At 39.1% G+C, this 15224-nt stretch carries 16 protein-coding genes; 6 read left to right on the top strand and 10 right to left on the bottom strand.

Going from position 1 to position 15224, the window contains the following annotated elements; translation table 11 throughout:
- Positions 1–396: 396 nt before the first annotated feature.
- A complete protein-coding gene (locus I2F31_RS13020) occupies positions 397–963 on the bottom strand; it encodes a peptidylprolyl isomerase (RefSeq protein WP_195770116.1) in 567 nt (188 codons plus the stop codon).
- 148 nt (positions 964–1111) lie between these two features.
- On the opposite strand from I2F31_RS13020, the gene I2F31_RS13015 reads away from it, so the two are divergent.
- From I2F31_RS13015 to I2F31_RS12990, 6 genes are all read left to right on the top strand, one after another.
- Positions 1112–2221, top strand: coding sequence for an S-(hydroxymethyl)glutathione dehydrogenase/class III alcohol dehydrogenase (locus I2F31_RS13015; RefSeq protein ID WP_195770114.1), 1110 nt, complete (start codon positions 1112–1114; stop codon positions 2219–2221).
- Positions 2222–2281: 60 nt separating this feature from the next.
- Positions 2282–3646, top strand: coding sequence for a UDP-N-acetylmuramate:L-alanyl-gamma-D-glutamyl-meso-diaminopimelate ligase (gene mpl, locus I2F31_RS13010; protein WP_195770111.1), 1365 nt, complete (start codon positions 2282–2284; stop codon positions 3644–3646).
- Between the two features lie 279 nt (positions 3647–3925).
- Positions 3926–4900, top strand: coding sequence for a TerC family protein (locus tag I2F31_RS13005; protein WP_195770120.1), 975 nt, complete (start codon positions 3926–3928; stop codon positions 4898–4900).
- Positions 4901–5030: 130 nt separating this feature from the next.
- A complete protein-coding gene (gene guaD / locus I2F31_RS13000) occupies positions 5031–6341 on the top strand; it encodes a guanine deaminase (RefSeq protein WP_407647895.1) in 1311 nt (436 codons plus the stop codon).
- Between the two features lie 125 nt (positions 6342–6466).
- Positions 6467–6997, top strand: coding sequence for a hypoxanthine phosphoribosyltransferase (hpt, locus tag I2F31_RS12995; RefSeq protein ID WP_195770107.1), 531 nt, complete (start codon positions 6467–6469; stop codon positions 6995–6997).
- A gap of 106 nt (positions 6998–7103) precedes the next feature.
- A complete protein-coding gene (locus tag I2F31_RS12990; RefSeq protein WP_195770118.1) occupies positions 7104–7352 on the top strand; it encodes a GlsB/YeaQ/YmgE family stress response membrane protein in 249 nt (82 codons plus the stop codon).
- 2 nt (positions 7353–7354) lie between these two features.
- On the opposite strand, the gene I2F31_RS12985 is transcribed toward I2F31_RS12990, so the two are convergent.
- From I2F31_RS12985 to rpmH, 9 genes are all read right to left on the bottom strand, one after another.
- Positions 7355–8047, bottom strand: coding sequence for a DsbC family protein (locus tag I2F31_RS12985; protein ID WP_195773990.1), 693 nt, complete (start codon positions 8045–8047; stop codon positions 7355–7357).
- Positions 8048–8140: 93 nt separating this feature from the next.
- On the bottom strand, positions 8141–9643 hold the full coding sequence (locus I2F31_RS12980; protein ID WP_213014896.1) for a subtype B tannase: 1503 nt from the start codon (positions 9641–9643) through the stop codon (positions 8141–8143).
- Between the two features lie 223 nt (positions 9644–9866).
- Positions 9867–10076 (bottom strand): cold-shock protein, encoded by a 210-nt coding sequence (locus tag I2F31_RS12975; protein ID WP_195770101.1) that lies wholly within the window; start codon positions 10074–10076, stop codon positions 9867–9869.
- 145 nt (positions 10077–10221) lie between these two features.
- On the bottom strand, positions 10222–10452 hold the full coding sequence (locus I2F31_RS12970; RefSeq protein ID WP_195770099.1) for a transposase: 231 nt from the start codon (positions 10450–10452) through the stop codon (positions 10222–10224).
- A gap of 203 nt (positions 10453–10655) precedes the next feature.
- A complete protein-coding gene (mnmE, locus tag I2F31_RS12965) occupies positions 10656–12011 on the bottom strand; it encodes a tRNA uridine-5-carboxymethylaminomethyl(34) synthesis GTPase MnmE (RefSeq protein WP_195770097.1) in 1356 nt (451 codons plus the stop codon).
- Positions 12012–12101: 90 nt separating this feature from the next.
- Positions 12102–13859, bottom strand: a complete 1758-nt coding sequence (yidC, locus tag I2F31_RS12960) for a membrane protein insertase YidC (RefSeq protein ID WP_195770095.1) — start codon at positions 13857–13859, stop codon at positions 12102–12104.
- A gap of 2 nt (positions 13860–13861) precedes the next feature.
- The gene (yidD, locus tag I2F31_RS12955; RefSeq protein WP_195770093.1) at positions 13862–14188 is read right to left on the bottom strand and encodes a membrane protein insertion efficiency factor YidD; all 327 of its coding nucleotides are present in this window, start codon (positions 14186–14188) and stop codon (positions 13862–13864) included.
- 8 nt (positions 14189–14196) lie between these two features.
- Positions 14197–14586: a ribonuclease P protein component gene (rnpA, locus tag I2F31_RS12950; protein WP_195770091.1), complete on the bottom strand. Its 390-nt coding sequence runs from the start codon at positions 14584–14586 to the stop codon at positions 14197–14199.
- 28 nt (positions 14587–14614) lie between these two features.
- Positions 14615–14749 (bottom strand): 50S ribosomal protein L34, encoded by a 135-nt coding sequence (rpmH, locus tag I2F31_RS12945; RefSeq protein ID WP_195770089.1) that lies wholly within the window; start codon positions 14747–14749, stop codon positions 14615–14617.
- Positions 14750–15224 lie beyond the last annotated feature (475 nt).

The following is a 15224-nucleotide window of genomic DNA, read 5'->3' as shown; positions in this document are numbered from 1 at the left end:
ATAATCCCTTAAGGGGATCAAGCTGACTCACTAAAATCACTAGCAAATATATATTCGCTCTCAAATAAATCTTCGAGTAAATTTCTACTAGTCATCTCAATGATATGTATTTCATATCAGTGATTAAACTCAGTAAAAATCCACACAAGTTGTTCTTCAATTCTATTAATGATCTTCTAACTGATTCGTCATCAGTAAGTCACAATCGCTATATAACTTAGTGCTTTCAGCACTTCGTTTAAGCTGTATCGCGTTGGAATGATGTGCATTATAGGTGAATATTTTTATTACGCAAGCGTATTTGTTGATTTATTTCATCAAGTGTACTTTTTTCACTCTACAACATACAAAATAAACAAATAAACATTTGTTTTAAAACAATTTAATATTTAAAAATTATTTTTTCTTATTTGATGACGGCGTTTGTATTGTCATTTTTTCAATAATGATAGGTTGTATTGGTAGATTTTGCTGCATGCCGTATGCCGTAGTTTTAACATGAGAGATTTTATCTACGATATCCATTCCCTTAGTCACTCTACCAAACACGGCGTATCCGTCATTAAAAGGGGTTTGATCTAAAGCACTATTATCTTGTGTGTTAATAAAAAATTGTGCTGTGGCTGAGTTCGGGTTACTGGTTCTGGCCATTGCAATGGTGCCTCTTGTATTTTTTATACCATTTGATGATTCGTTTTTAATGGGCTGATCGGTATCTTTTTGTTCTAGGTTTTGGTCAAAGCCACCAGCTTGGATCATAAAGTTTGGAATAACACGGTGGAAGATAATGCCTTTGTAGTAGTCTTTTTTGACATATTTTAGAAAATTTTGTGTGGTGATCGGGGCTTGTTGGTCATACAGCTCTACACTGATTTGACCAACATTAGTGTCTATATTGATATGTGTACCTGCAAAGGTATAGCTACTGAATAAAAGTGCTGTAAGTGCAATATATTTTTTCATTTTTTCAACTACGACTAAAGAAGCGAAGTATTTTACGCAACTTTAGCCATGATGGGTTATTTTTTGTGTTTCAGGCAATGTGGCTGTGTTTTGCATACCTATGCTGTGGTATGTTTTGCTTTATATTTTCATCGTTATGGAGTGTGGAATGAAGTCACGTGCTGCGGTTGCTTTTGGGCCAGGACAACCTTTAAAGATTGTAGAAGTTGATGTTGCTCCACCTCAAAAAGGTGAGGTTTTAATTAAGGTCACACATACGGGTGTGTGCCATACCGATGCATTTACCTTGTCTGGCGATGATCCTGAAGGGGTTTTTCCTGCAATTTTAGGACATGAAGGGGCAGGTGTTGTCGTTGAAGTCGGTGAAGGAGTCACAAGTGTTGCTGTAGGTGATCATGTCATTCCTTTATATACTGCCGAATGTAAAACTTGTTTGTTTTGTTTATCTGGAAAAACCAACTTATGTACAGCAGTTCGAGCGACACAAGGTAAAGGCGTGATGCCAGATGGCACAACTCGTTTTTCTTATGAAGGTCAGCCAATTTATCATTATATGGGTTGCTCTACATTTAGTGAGTATACAGTAGTAGCTGAAGTGTCTTTGGCAAAGATTAACCCTGAAGCCAACCCTGAGCAGGTATGCTTGCTTGGTTGTGGTGTAACGACAGGTATTGGTGCAGTACATAATACGGCGAAGGTACAAGAAGGTGACAGTGTTGCTGTATTTGGTTTAGGCGGTATTGGTCTTGCTGTGGTTCAAGGGGCAAAACAAGCCAAAGCTGGACGAGTGATTGTTGTAGATACAAATCCTGAAAAGTTTAAATTGGCTCAAGAATTTGGAGCAACAGACTGTTTGAACCCAAAAGATTTTGACAGGCCTATTCAAGAGGTGATTGTTGAAATGACAGGCTGGGGCGTTGACCATTCTTTTGAGTGTATTGGTAATGTGAATGTGATGCGTTCTGCACTAGAGTGTGCTCACCGTGGTTGGGGGCAGTCTATTATTATTGGTGTAGCAGGGGCAGGGCAGGAAATTTCGACACGTCCATTTCAGTTAGTCACAGGACGTTCTTGGAAAGGAACTGCATTTGGTGGGGTAAAAGGGCGTTCTCAGTTGCCTCAAATGGTTGAAGATGCAATGCACGGGAAAATTAATTTAGCCCCATTTGTAACGCATACCATGCCATTGGATAAAATTAATGAAGCCTTTGATTTAATGCATGAGGGTGCATCCATTCGTAGTGTGATTCATTATTAAAATGTATTAGATTCACACGTATTTTATAGTGATTAAAAAAAGAGTTGGAGTAGGAACATTATGCATCTGCATATTTTAGGGATCTGTGGCACATTCATGGGGTCTTTGGCATTGTTAGCACGCGATCTCGGCCATAAGGTCACTGGTTCTGATTTGAATGTTTACCCTCCGATGTCGACTCAGTTAGAAAATGCGGGCATTGAGTTAATGCAAGGTTATGATCGTCAGCATTTACAACCGCATCCAGATCTAGTAATTGTGGGTAATGCCATGAAGCGTGGCATTGATGCGGTTGAGTATATGCTAGATGTTGGCTTGCCATATATCTCTGGCCCACAATTTTTGGCTGACCATATTTTACAAGGTAAGCATGTGTTAGGGGTTGCAGGAACACACGGTAAAACCACCACAACAACGATGTTGGCGTGGGTTTTAGAACAAGCGGGACTGAACCCTGGATTTTTAATTGGTGGTGTACCACTGGGTTTTAAAGAAAGTGCCAGATTAGGCGGTGGTGAGTATTTTGTGGTGGAAGCCGACGAATATGACTCAGCATTTTTCGACAAGCGATCTAAGTTTGTTCATTACCACCCTAAAACAGCCATTTTAAATAATTTAGAATTTGACCATGCCGATATCTTTGATGATTTAGCGGCAATTCAAAAGCAATTTCATCATTTGGTACGAACAATTCCTAGTCAGGGAAAAATTATTGCACCGATTACGGAACATCATATTGATGAGGTATTAGCCCAAGGTTGTTGGACACCTGTGCAACGTACGGCGTTACATAAGGCTGAGTCTGTGTATTTATCTGCTGAGTTCATTTGTGATGACGGTAGTCATTTTACCGTGTTTGAACATGGTAAAAAAGTATCAGAAGTGCAGTGGAACATGACAGGTCAGCACAGTGTAGCCAATGCATTGGCTACCATTGCAGCAGCAGCACATGTGGGAGTATCTATTGCTGATGCATGTACTGCATTGTCTTGTTTTGGTGGTGTAAAACGGCGTATGGAGTTGTTGGATACTGTACGTGGCATAGAGGTCTATGATGATTTTGCACACCACCCAACGGCCATAGAAACTACGTTGGACGGTGCAAGAAAGCGTTTAGGTAAGCGTAAGTTATGGGCGATTATTGAACCTCGCTCAAACACCATGCGCATGGGTAGCCATAAAGCAGGTTTGGCTCATGCAGCACGTTTGGCCGATGAGGTGATTTGGTATCAACCTGAAGGCTTGGACTGGGATTTAAGTGCAGTGATTTCATCGGCAAGTAATCATGCTCAGATTTGTTCATCACTCACTGAAATTATTGATTATGTGTGCGTGCATGCAGGTGCAGGTGATGCGATTGTGGTCATGTCTAATGGGGGCTTTGGTGGCTTACATAACAAACTGCTACATGCTTTAGCCGATTAAAGATTGATTTTTGGCATGGCTTCTGTCATGATCATTTCAATTGGATAGTATTTATCCACACAAAATTCGTTTGACAAGGGGAGTAGCCTCCTCCAAGCCTAGGTATTCACTTAGGCGTCAGGTATCGTCATTACGCTTTGCTTGCAAAGTCGGTGCCTGAGCATTGCGGTGTTTTCTGTAATGTAGGCAAGACCTTGATCATGTTGTTACAGAAGATTCAATTATCATCTGGCGACTGGTCAAGGTTTTTTTATGGCCAATGCTAGGTGGGGAGATCATATGGACTCTATCGGCAATATTTGGCTATACGTGGTGTTCTTTGGCATCGTCACAGTCATGTTACTGGTTGACTTTTTAGGCTTTAAGCAAAAGACCCACATTGACGGCAGTCAAGAGCCTGTTCCACTCAAGCAAGCTGCCTATTGGAGCATTGCATGGGTCAGCGTTGCCATGCTGTTTGCAGGTGGTTTATGGCTGTATCTCAAACAGACCATGGGTGTTGAAATTGCCAATCAAAAAACCCTTGAATATGTGACTGGTTATTTATTAGAAAAATCATTAGCGATTGATAATGTCTTTGTATGGCTGATGATTTTTTCTGCTTTTGCTATTCCACCTGCATTACAACGTCGTGTGTTGTTATATGGCGTACTGGGTGCAATTCTTCTGCGTACCATCTTTATTTTCTTAGGTGCATGGCTGATTCAAGAGTTTTCTTGGATTTTATATATCTTTGGCGCGTTCTTGGTATACACAGGCTTTAAGTTTTTAAAAGGCCAAGAGGATGACCCAAATATTGAAGATATGGCGTTACTCAAATGGTTACGTAAGCGTGTACCGATTACGCCAACTTTACGTGGCTCTTTATTTACAGTGCGTGAACAAGGAAAATTGTTTTTTACACCACTATTGATTGTACTGATTTTAGTTGAGTTTTCAGATGTGATTTTTGCGGTAGATTCTATTCCTGCAATTTTCGCCGTGACGAAAGATCCATTTATTGTACTGAGTGCAAACTTAATGGCAATTTTGGGCTTGAGAGCGATGTTCTTTTTACTCTCTGGTGCCGCTGAAAAAATGCATTACCTACCTTATGGTTTAGGCATTATTTTATTGTTTATTGGCTTTAAAATGCTCATGCTTGATGTATTTCATATGCCAATTTGGATTTCACTTAGCTTTATTGGTTTAGTCTTGGTGGTGACTGCGGTATTGTCTTTACGATATGACAAACAGCAACAACAAAACAAATAATCATACTTTAAACAGACATCAGGGCACGTTTTTACGTGCCCTGATTATTTAGTCTGATAGACCACTTTTTTTCTGCCAAAGTACGCTACAATCAACTGAAAAAATTAGATTGTAGGTCATTATTATGTCTATGCATTGTGCAGACACCAGTGCCATTCGTGGCCGTTTTTTAGATATTCAGCAGACTGTTTCACAACCTGAAGAAATCGCCCCACAAATTCGTTATATCGAAGATGGGTTATTGCTGTGTAAAGCAGGGAAAATTGTCTGGTTTGGTGCATGGGCTGATGTCGACCCGACCTTAATTGATGGTCTTGCCATCGCACATTACCCTGACCAACTCATTACCCCCGGCTTTATTGACACGCATATTCATTTCCCTCAGACTGAAATGATGGGAGCATATGGGGAGCAATTACTCAGCTGGCTCAATAACTATACATTCCCTACAGAAATTAAGTTTAAAGACAAAGCGTATGCAGATCAGATTGCAGATTTTTTTGTGAATGAACTCATTAAAAATGGCACAACCACGGCGTTGGTGTTTTGTACTGTTCACCCTGAATCTGTCGATGCATTATTTGAAGTGGCAGCACGTAAAAATATGCGTTTGATTGCAGGTAAAGTGATGATGGATCGCCATGCACCTGAAGCATTATGTGATACGGCTGAGTCAAGCTATACCGAGTCTAAACAACTGATTGAAAAATGGCATGAAAAAGGCCGTGCTTTATATGCCATTACGCCACGTTTTGCACCGACATCAACCGATGAACAACTGTCTTTAGCAGGAAAGCTCAAACAAGAGTTCCCAACAGTATATGTGCATACGCACCTGAGTGAAAATAAAGATGAAATTGCATGGGTAAAATCATTATTTCCAAACCATGCAGGATATTTAGATGTTTATCATCAATATGGTTTAACAGGGCAACGTTCTGTTTTTGCACATTGTATCCATTTAGAGGACGATGAATGGCAGTGTATGCATGACACAGACTCTGCGATTGCGTTTTGTCCAACTTCAAATTTATTTTTAGGCAGTGGCTTATTTTCTTTGCGTAAAGCATGGCAAAAAGGCGTGAAAGTTGGTTTGGGTACAGATGTGGGTGGTGGTACTTCTTTTTCTCAACTACAAACATTGAGTGAGGCTTACAAAGTACAACAATTACAAGGCGATAAATTGTCTGCTTTTGAAGCGTTCTACCACGCAACGCTTGGCGGTGCTAAATCGTTAGATTTAGATGATCGTTTAGGTAATTTTAGTGTAGGCAAAGAAGCCGACTTTATTGTGATAGATGTGAATGCTACACCTATACAACAGTTACGACAAAGCCATGCCAAAACCATTGAAGACAGTTTGTTTGCATTATTCACATTAGGTGATGATCGCAATATTGTTGCCACATACATTGATGGTCAAAAAGTCTATTCTGCATAACATGAGCAATAAATCAGCAAAATTGAATCTACAGATGCATCGGGCTTGATTTTGTTTTAAACTATAGTCGACTGTTTAGGTGTTGCAAGGCAACACCTTTTTTATTCGTACATAGGGTTTATTCAATGACTGTTCAAATGAATGTGATGATTTCTGCTGATGATATTCAAGCCAAAGTAAAGGAGCTTGGTGCAGCAATCAACCAATTTTATGCCAACAGCAACAAAGAGCTTGTCTTGATTGGTCTATTGCGTGGTTCGGTAATTTTTATGGCTGACCTGTGCCGTGCCATTGAAAAGCCACATGAGCTAGACTTTATGACTGTATCTAGCTACGGCGGTACAAGTACAGTATCTACACGCGATGTAAAAATCTTAAAAGACTTAGATGGGGATATTGAAGGCAAAGATGTGATTGTGGTTGAAGACATTATTGATTCTGGACGTACGCTCAGTAAAGTCATGGAAATGTTAAAAACACGCAATCCAAACTCGATTGAACTGTGTACCTTAGTGAGCAAACCATCACGCCGTGAAATTGAACTCGATGTACGCTTTTTAGGCTTTGAAGTCGAAGACCGTTTTATTGTTGGTTACGGCTTAGACTACGATCAAAAATACCGCCACATCCCTTTTATTGGTGAAATTGGTCTATAAAAGACTGGCACAAAAACCATACAGACTGTCGCAAAATATGCACGGTCTGTTTTTACAACTTTGCTAATATAAAAACAATTAGAAAAATGAAATGGGAGTCGACACGATGTGGCATGTGATTGTAACGATATTGATTGGTTTTTTTGCAGGTTTAATTGCCCGTGCATTATACCCAGGTGAAGACAAAGCAGGATTCTTTGTCACTGCTGGTCTTGGGATATTAGGTTCTGTTGTCGCCACTTATGCAGGGCGTTTTCTACATATTTATGGTGAAAATTCATCGGCAGGTTTTGTTGCCTCTATTGTGGGTGCAATTATTGTGTTGATGGCATACAACTTTTTTACCAAAGAATAGTTTTATAAACCATGTTGTTGCCAAAAATCTTGAATTTGGGTTGCTGAAAGCAACCCAATATTTTTTTCACCATTGGCAAAAATAATGGTTGGTGTACCATCAAAACCAAGTCGATGACCTAGTGCTAAATTACGCTCAATGGGTTGTTCACAATGCGTGGTTGCTGTTGGATAAATGCCTTGTTGCATCAGTTTTTGCCATGTATAAGATGCATTTGGACTACACCAAACTTGCTTGGTTAATTTGACCGATTGGGTTCTAAGCGGATACATAAATAGATACACCGTGACATTATTCAGTCGGCTCAGCTCTCGTTCAAACTGTTGGCAATAAGGGCAATTCGGGTCTGAAAATACGGCAATCTGATGCTGACCCGTTCCTTTAACAATCTGTATGGCATCTTGCAATGGAAGCATTGACCATAGACTAGAAGATTTTTGTGATAAGGCTTGAGTGATATTTTTCTGATCTTTTAAACGTAAAATTGCACCTGTAAATAAATACTCAGCACTTTCATCTAAATAAACCACTTGACCATCGAGCTGTGCACTGTAAAGGTGTTGTATTGGTGTATTGGCAATTTGGGTTAAATGAAGCTGTGGATATTTTAAATGTATTTGCTGTGTTAGATTTTGCACATCTGCATATACTGCTTGGCAAAGTAGTGCGATAACACATAAAAACAATCGAAGCATGACATAACCCACAGACCAGTAAGGCAGTCAGCATAATGCAAAAGCAGCATGACTTGTGTAAAAAATCATACTGCTTGTGCAAGTAAAATCAACTTATCTACTGATTTGATTAATCCAAGCAAACAGTTCGTCTAGGTCATAATCTCCGCTGTGTGGTTTTCCCCACGGTAAAGCAAAGTCAACATGGGCACCTGTATTTTGCAGTTTTGTGGCTAAAATAACAGGTACAGCAAGACTGGTATCTTTATCATATGCACCATGACGAATTCTCCAATATGCACTGGTATGTACTTGTTTTTGACCAATGTAGTTCATGGGATTCATCATTTTAACAATATGAGCATCTGCCAGTGTTCCTTTGGCCGTGCTGTGTTCAAAACCATAGGCGGTAAAATGCTGTTTGTCGATCTGTTCTGTACCAAACTCTTGATTTTCACCTGATGATAAATCTAAAGCATCAAAGGCTGGCGGCGTTTTCATACGTTGCAAATACACCAAGTAATCATCATAGTTGATATCTATAACTCGCTGGCCTTCTCGCTTAATCCATGTGTATTGAGAAAGGTCTTGCCCCTGATCAATTGCAGTTTGAGCTGATTTAATCAAGTATTGCTTAATCAGGTCTTTAAATGAACCATTGCCATCTTGAGCCAGCTGTAATGGCTGTTTTTGTGGTGAAACTAAACCAAGCTGATTGACATAGTTTGGGAACTGGGCTTTTAAATCATTAGATACAAGAATTTGTGCTTGACTCAATACACCTGCAGTCTCTTTTCGTTCGACTTTATAATCAAGCATACTCATATTTATTTTTTTATAATCATGAATACTGTTAAATTGCCATTCATAAGCCATATCGGCATGATCTAAGTTGGTGATTGGACAATACGCGGAAACAGCAAAAATACGGTCGCTGGTATTGGCAGCCCCAAGCTTTTTCAAATAAGGTAAATAGTCTTTGGAATCACCTGTTGCACCCAATAGAGCAGACATTGCACCGCCTGCACTGGTGCCATTGGAAATAATTTTATTGGCATCGCCCGGCATTTTTTTATCATTATATTTTAAATAACGAATGGCGGCTTTTAAGTCAACAATCGCAGCAGGTGCTTTGCCTGTTGTGCTCGTACGACCACGTGCCCCTGCAGATGCTACAACATAACCTTGATACAATGCGTAGGCGGCGGTACTTGGTGGATTCGCTGTTTCTATTGGCTTATTTTGACCTGTTGGACCTCGCCCCCCCATTTTTCGTCCAACCAATGTGGCAGGCTGTGCAGGCATATAGCCACCCACTTCATTTGGAAAGAAAATTGGAGCATTTTGGGCATTAAAGCCATTCACTTCTTGTTGATTAAAATAGGCATCTGGTATGTAGATATTCATCACTTCATACTTAATATCTACTGGATTTTTCACATACACAATGTTGGTATAAGCACGGACTTTAAGAGGTTTACCATTGATCTCTAACTGTTCTAGTTGGTAGTTTTGAGGGTTAAAGTCGAGCGTATAAGGCTTTTGTGTCGTCGTGGATGCCATCACCGTAGTTGATAATCCACAAGCCATGGTTAATGCAATTATTGTATTTTTCATCATGTATTCTCTTATGATTTTATGTGACTATTTTAGCGGAATCTCTGTTGCAGTGGCTTAGATTGCAACACGATTGATAATGTTTATACTTATTTCCTGCATAATACTATTAATATAAAACTATATTTTTATTTTCAATATACTTAAAAAATTCAAGACATTTAAGCATAAAAAAGCCTATTTACATCATGTAAATAGGCTTTAGAGATCTACTCATCTGCAATTAAAGCGGACGAATCTCTTCAGCTTGTAAGCCTTTTTGGCCTTGAGTCACGATGAACTGTACACGCTGACCTTCAGTTAAGCTTTTAAAACCATCTGCTTTGATGTTTTTGAAGTGAGCAAATACATCTTGACCATCTTCTGCTTGAATAAAACCAAAGCCTTTAGTGTCATTAAACCATTTAACAACGCCGTTTTGTACATTTGACATGGATATGTCCTCTTCCTAGTAAAAATACTAGAATATTGAAATCTCAAATTAGACGTAGAAATTTTATGCTAAATACTGCGTAATAATTATAATGAAAAACAAAATTCTAGTGGGTAAAATACAGTCTTGAGACTGTAATGGTAAGTTAAACTAATCTATACATCTGATTAAACGCAGTATAAAAACTTTTTCCATCTAAATTAAAGTCAATTTCTTGCCCTGACTCCAAAAGAATCTTTTTGCCAACTTCGACTTGCATAGTACCTGTAGAAGTATTTTGACGTTTTTGATGGGGAATAATCTTTACAGTGATTTCATCGCCATTCATTGCAATAGCTATACGATTTACAATTTTTTCCAATTTATACCAATTCATGCACATTTTAAAAGCGTGCTATTTTTCCTAACGATTAAATATTGCTGAGAAGCTTTCAAGTTCAAAGCAAATACATGTGTCTTTTTTGAACTATAATCAGCGTTCAGTGTACTATACCATATAGATTAAATCAGATAAAAGCAATCGACTTTACATAAAGCTTGGCAATAAATTTAAACAAATCTATCTAGTCATCAACTTATTTACTTTCCGATACAAAATGAACCAAAGATTTCACCCAATAAGTCATCTGCACTAAAATCACCCGTAATTTCACCAAGCGAGTTTTGTGCCAGACGTAAAGATTCTGCCACCAATTCACCTGCTGAATAATCTATTAATTGCTCATGTGCATCATTCAAATGTGCCTGTGTACGACGCATCGCATCTAAGTGACGTGTTCTTGCTATAAAACTGTCTTCTTCAGGCTGAAAACCTGCATGTGCTGTCATTACATCAACCAGTGCTTCAATACCTGTCTGCTCTTTTGCAGAGATACTCACATGTCTATAGCCCTGATAATCACTCAGTAGTGACGTTTGCTGTGTCAGATCAGCCTTGTTTCCTACAAGAATAAGTCGCTTAGGGCCTTGATCTTCTTTAAAATAATGCTGTGCGAGTGCAAGTGGGTCGTCATTTGCATGTAAGTCATAGACGAGTAGTAATAAATCAGCTTGATTAATTTCTTTTACTGCTCGGCGAATCCCTTCTTTCTCAACCACATCTACAGTCTCTCGTAGACCTGCTGTATCTATGAGTGTAATCGGCAATCCATTTAAAACAATTTTTTCATGTAGAACATCTCGAGTTGTCCCTGCAATATCGGTCACAATTGCCCGTTCATGGCCTGCCAATGCATTGAGTAAACTTGACTTGCCTGCATTGGGCTTACCTGCAATCACCACCTGTAAGCCTTCACGCAATAATTGACCCTGCTTAGCAGAGCGCTGTACTGCAGTGACCGCACCTTGCACACCTTCTAACAACGTTAAAATTTTGCCATCGGCTAAGAAATCAATTTCTTCTTCAGGAAAATCGATCGCCGCTTCAACATGTAAACGTAGGTGAATCAGCTGTTCTAATACTTGGTTAATTTTTGCTGAAAATGTGCCTTGTAGTGAGCGTACTGCTGAACGTGCGGCCGCTGTTGATGTAGCATCAATTAAATCTGCAATCGCTTCGGCCTGAACCAAATCCATTTTGCCATTTTCAAATGCACGCATAGAAAACTCACCTGCCTTCGCAGAGGTCGCTCCAAGCTCCAATACACGTTGTAGTAAAGCATTTTGGATGACAGGTCCACCATGGCCTTGTAGCTCCACAACATCTTCACCAGTGAACGAATGGGGGAGGGCAAAGCAAATCAGTAGACCTTCATCTAAAATGTGTCCTTGCGCATCATAAAACTTACGAAAGGCTGCCATACGATTGCTGGGCAGCGTTTGCTGTGATAGTTGTGCAGCAATATCATATGCTTTAGGTCCAGATAAACGAATCACCCCAACTCCGCCACGACCAGGTGGAGTAGCAATAGCAGCAATTGTCGTTTGATGATTCATATTCTTCGCCTTTCACATCTTTAATCGTAAAAAATCCGCCTAAGCATATCATCTTAGGCGGATTCATTCAGCTAAACCGAGTAGAAGGGCTTAATTTTCTACCGTTTGCTCACGTTGCTTTTTCACACTTTTGGCAATAAACCATTGCTGTAAAATCGTAATACTATTGTTCACAATCCAGTAAAGTACTAAACCTGCTGGGAAGAACAACATAAATACCGTAAAAATAATTGGCATTAAACGAAATACTTTGGCTTGCATTGGGTCATTTGGCTGTGGGTTCAACGTTTGCTGAACATACATAGTCACACCCATGATTAACGGTAAAATAAACCAAGGGTCCATTGCCGATAAATCTTGAATCCAACCTAACCACGGTGCATGGCGTAACTCAACGCTTTCCATAAGCACCCAATACAATGCTAAGAAGATTGGCATTTGTAAAAACAGTGGTAGACAACCCGCAAGAGGATTCACCCCTTCACGTTTATACAATGCCATCATTTCTTGCGAAAAACGCATACGGTCTTCGCCAAACTCTTCTTTCATGCGTTGCATTTCAGGAGCAATTGCACGCATTTTTGCCATAGAACGGTAGCTTTTTGCAGACAATGGCCACAAAATCATTTTAACAACAACAGTCAGTAAAATGATTGACCAGCCCCAGTTACCCACAAATTTATGGAAAGTCTCTAGCCCTAAGAACAAGAGTTTCGCAATTGGCCACAACCAACCATAATCTACAGTTTGGTTTAAGCCGACAGCCAAATCTTTTAACTCAGATTGAACTTTAGGCCCAGAGTAGAAGGTTGCATTCACTTCCATAGATGTACCTACAGGTACATTAATTACAGGTGAAGTAAATCCAATAATATTCATTTGATCTGAAGACTTACGAGACTGTAAATCTGCAGTATACGGTTTACCTTCAGCTTGGGTTAATTTTAATGTCCCAGGAATCCATGCACTGACAAAGTAATGCTGTACAATTGCAACCCAGCCACCTTCCGCTTTTTGGTTCAATTTTTCATCATTAAAATTACTAAATTTTAACTTGTTATAGTGCTCACTTGGTGTACCCCAAGCACCGCCTAAATATGTACCCAATTGGAAAATACCTTGGCTGGTTTTACCCGGATCAACCGATTCATCTCGTTTGATTTGACCAAAGAATTGACCTTGCCAGTTTTGTTGGCTACGGTTAATGACTTTATAGTCAACTAAAATTGGATACTGACCTTGTGTAAAGGTATAGGTTTTCACAATCTCAACACCATTTGGTGTTTTATATACCATTGGTACGGTGAGTACCTGCGATACTTTACCATTTGATGATGTAGTCGCCTTCATGTCACCCAAAGAGTAACTGTCTTTTTCCACTTCAAACTGTGGACGACCTGTCGCACTACTGTCCGGACCATTAATACCAATTAAACCTGATTGTGCAACATAGGTACGATTTTTATCGCTTTCTAACATGACAAAAGGTTGATCACTACCTTTAGCAGAGTCATGGCTTAATAGCTCAAGGCGAACAATATCTCCACCTTTAGGATTAATCCACAAACGATATACGTCAGTTTGTACAGTAATTAACTTTTGGTTATTTGCTGTTTTATTTTCAGCAGTAGGCTGAGTAGCTGTATTTGCTGCCTGTGGCACATCTGTTGTTGCAGTTGCCGTATTTTGGCTATTTGGCAAATCGGCTGACACATCATTAGAAACAACAGCTGCTGTATTTTGCGTTACTGTGTTTGCATGACCATAGTCTTTTTGCCAAGCCAAAACGAGTAGATATGCGGTGACTAACATTGCCCCGATAATGGCAAACCTCGTCCATTGTTGCATAGCTATGACCCCAAGTGATGATTAAAGTAGAGTTGATACATAAAATGCTCACGAAAGGGTACGACAACGTGATGCACTTGACAATGAATTTGCTGAAACGAAATATAACCAATCAAGGCAAAAGGTACAGGATCATAACCGCTACCCCCCCAAGGGTGACAACGACATATCCTCTGAATCGAAAGTTTACTCCCACGCAGAACACCGTGGCGCGCTAAAGCTTCGATTGCGTATTGAGAACAAGTAGGAATAAAACGACATCTAGGTCCAATAAGCGGACTAATTACGATCTGATAAAACCGAATAAGCCAATGTAAAATACGTGCCATTGGTGATTCTACTTTGAAGGGGAAGCAATTGTATCTTTTCGCTTCTTTGCTAAGCGTTGTAATTTATACCATGCAGATTGAAGTTGCTGATGTAATTCTTCGTTACTTATTGCTTCAATTCCTTTTTTAGGCATGATAACAATGTCTAATAAACCGAGATTTTTTTGGTTTAAACGAAAGCTCTCTCGTGCTAAACGCTTAACTCTATTTCGTTCATGTGCCCGACGAACCTTCTTTTTTGCAACAATAATACCTAAACGGCTATTTTCTTGCTCAGATATCGTTGCCAAAAAAAGAAAGTGGGGCTGATGCACTTTTAAAAGCGCATCATCGAATACGCTTTTGTAATCTGCAGCACAACGTATTCTAAACTTTGTGCTAAAGCTATAAAGCGTCATACCGTTAAAGCCGAGCCAGTAACAGTCATTATACCGTTAATTCGTGACGACCTTTTGCACGACGACGAGCTAAAACTTGACGACCTGCTTTAGTTGCCATACGAGCACGGAAACCATGAACACGTTTACGCTTTAATTCAGATGGTTGGAAAGTACGTTTCATGTCGAAACTCCTAAGAATTGATCTATCTTAAAGGTTCGCGATTGTATGGTTTATCACCAAATTTGTCAAATTAAATTACTAAAATAAAGTAAATGTATTCCACGAAATATATTTTTTAAATTCAAAATTCAAAATTTATTTCTATGAATTTAAATTCAAATTATCCACAGAAACCAACTTCGTTATATAAATTCAAATTTATAAATTTAAATTTATTATTATTAGTATGCGTATTTTCTGTGGAAAACATAATTTTATCTATAAAAAACATACATATATATTGTGGATATCAATGTTATTAAACTTGTGTAGAAATGTGGATAAAAGTTAGGTTTTTTTTATCCACAAAGTTATAATAAACTTATCCACAGATGCACAATGCAATTTTTTAATTGAAACAGCATCTAACTTTTCACTGGAATATGTGGATAACTTGGTTAAAATAGCCGACCCCAAAGTTGGGGAAATATAAGAC

The sequence above is a fragment of the Acinetobacter rathckeae genome (genome assembly GCF_015627125.1).
GTDB lineage: Bacteria > Pseudomonadota > Gammaproteobacteria > Pseudomonadales > Moraxellaceae > Acinetobacter > Acinetobacter rathckeae.
Note: the sequence above shows the minus strand (reverse complement) of the source record. Positions and strands in the feature narration are given on the sequence as shown.

Coding starts and splice junctions, on each gene's coding strand:
- rpmH (WP_195770089.1), bottom strand. CDS start 14,749: ATGAAACGTACTTTCCAACCATCTGAATTAAAGCGTAAACGTGTTCAT.
- I2F31_RS12975 (WP_195770101.1), bottom strand. CDS start 10,076: ATGTCAAATGTACAAAACGGCGTTGTTAAATGGTTTAATGACACTAAA.
- I2F31_RS12990 (WP_195770118.1), top strand. CDS start 7,104: ATGTGGCATGTGATTGTAACGATATTGATTGGTTTTTTTGCAGGTTTA.
- rnpA (WP_195770091.1), bottom strand. CDS start 14,586: ATGACGCTTTATAGCTTTAGCACAAAGTTTAGAATACGTTGTGCTGCA.
- I2F31_RS12985 (WP_195773990.1), bottom strand. CDS start 8,047: ATGCTTCGATTGTTTTTATGTGTTATCGCACTACTTTGCCAAGCAGTA.
- I2F31_RS13020 (WP_195770116.1), bottom strand. CDS start 963: ATGAAAAAATATATTGCACTTACAGCACTTTTATTCAGTAGCTATACC.
- mpl (WP_195770111.1), top strand. CDS start 2,282: ATGCATCTGCATATTTTAGGGATCTGTGGCACATTCATGGGGTCTTTG.
- mnmE (WP_195770097.1), bottom strand. CDS start 12,011: ATGAATCATCAAACGACAATTGCTGCTATTGCTACTCCACCTGGTCGT.
- I2F31_RS13015 (WP_195770114.1), top strand. CDS start 1,112: ATGAAGTCACGTGCTGCGGTTGCTTTTGGGCCAGGACAACCTTTAAAG.
- I2F31_RS13005 (WP_195770120.1), top strand. CDS start 3,926: ATGGACTCTATCGGCAATATTTGGCTATACGTGGTGTTCTTTGGCATC.
- hpt (WP_195770107.1), top strand. CDS start 6,467: ATGACTGTTCAAATGAATGTGATGATTTCTGCTGATGATATTCAAGCC.
- guaD (WP_407647895.1), top strand. CDS start 5,031: ATGCATTGTGCAGACACCAGTGCCATTCGTGGCCGTTTTTTAGATATT.
- yidD (WP_195770093.1), bottom strand. CDS start 14,188: ATGGCACGTATTTTACATTGGCTTATTCGGTTTTATCAGATCGTAATT.
- I2F31_RS12980 (WP_213014896.1), bottom strand. CDS start 9,643: ATGAAAAATACAATAATTGCATTAACCATGGCTTGTGGATTATCAACT.
- I2F31_RS12970 (WP_195770099.1), bottom strand. CDS start 10,452: ATGAATTGGTATAAATTGGAAAAAATTGTAAATCGTATAGCTATTGCA.
- yidC (WP_195770095.1), bottom strand. CDS start 13,859: ATGCAACAATGGACGAGGTTTGCCATTATCGGGGCAATGTTAGTCACC.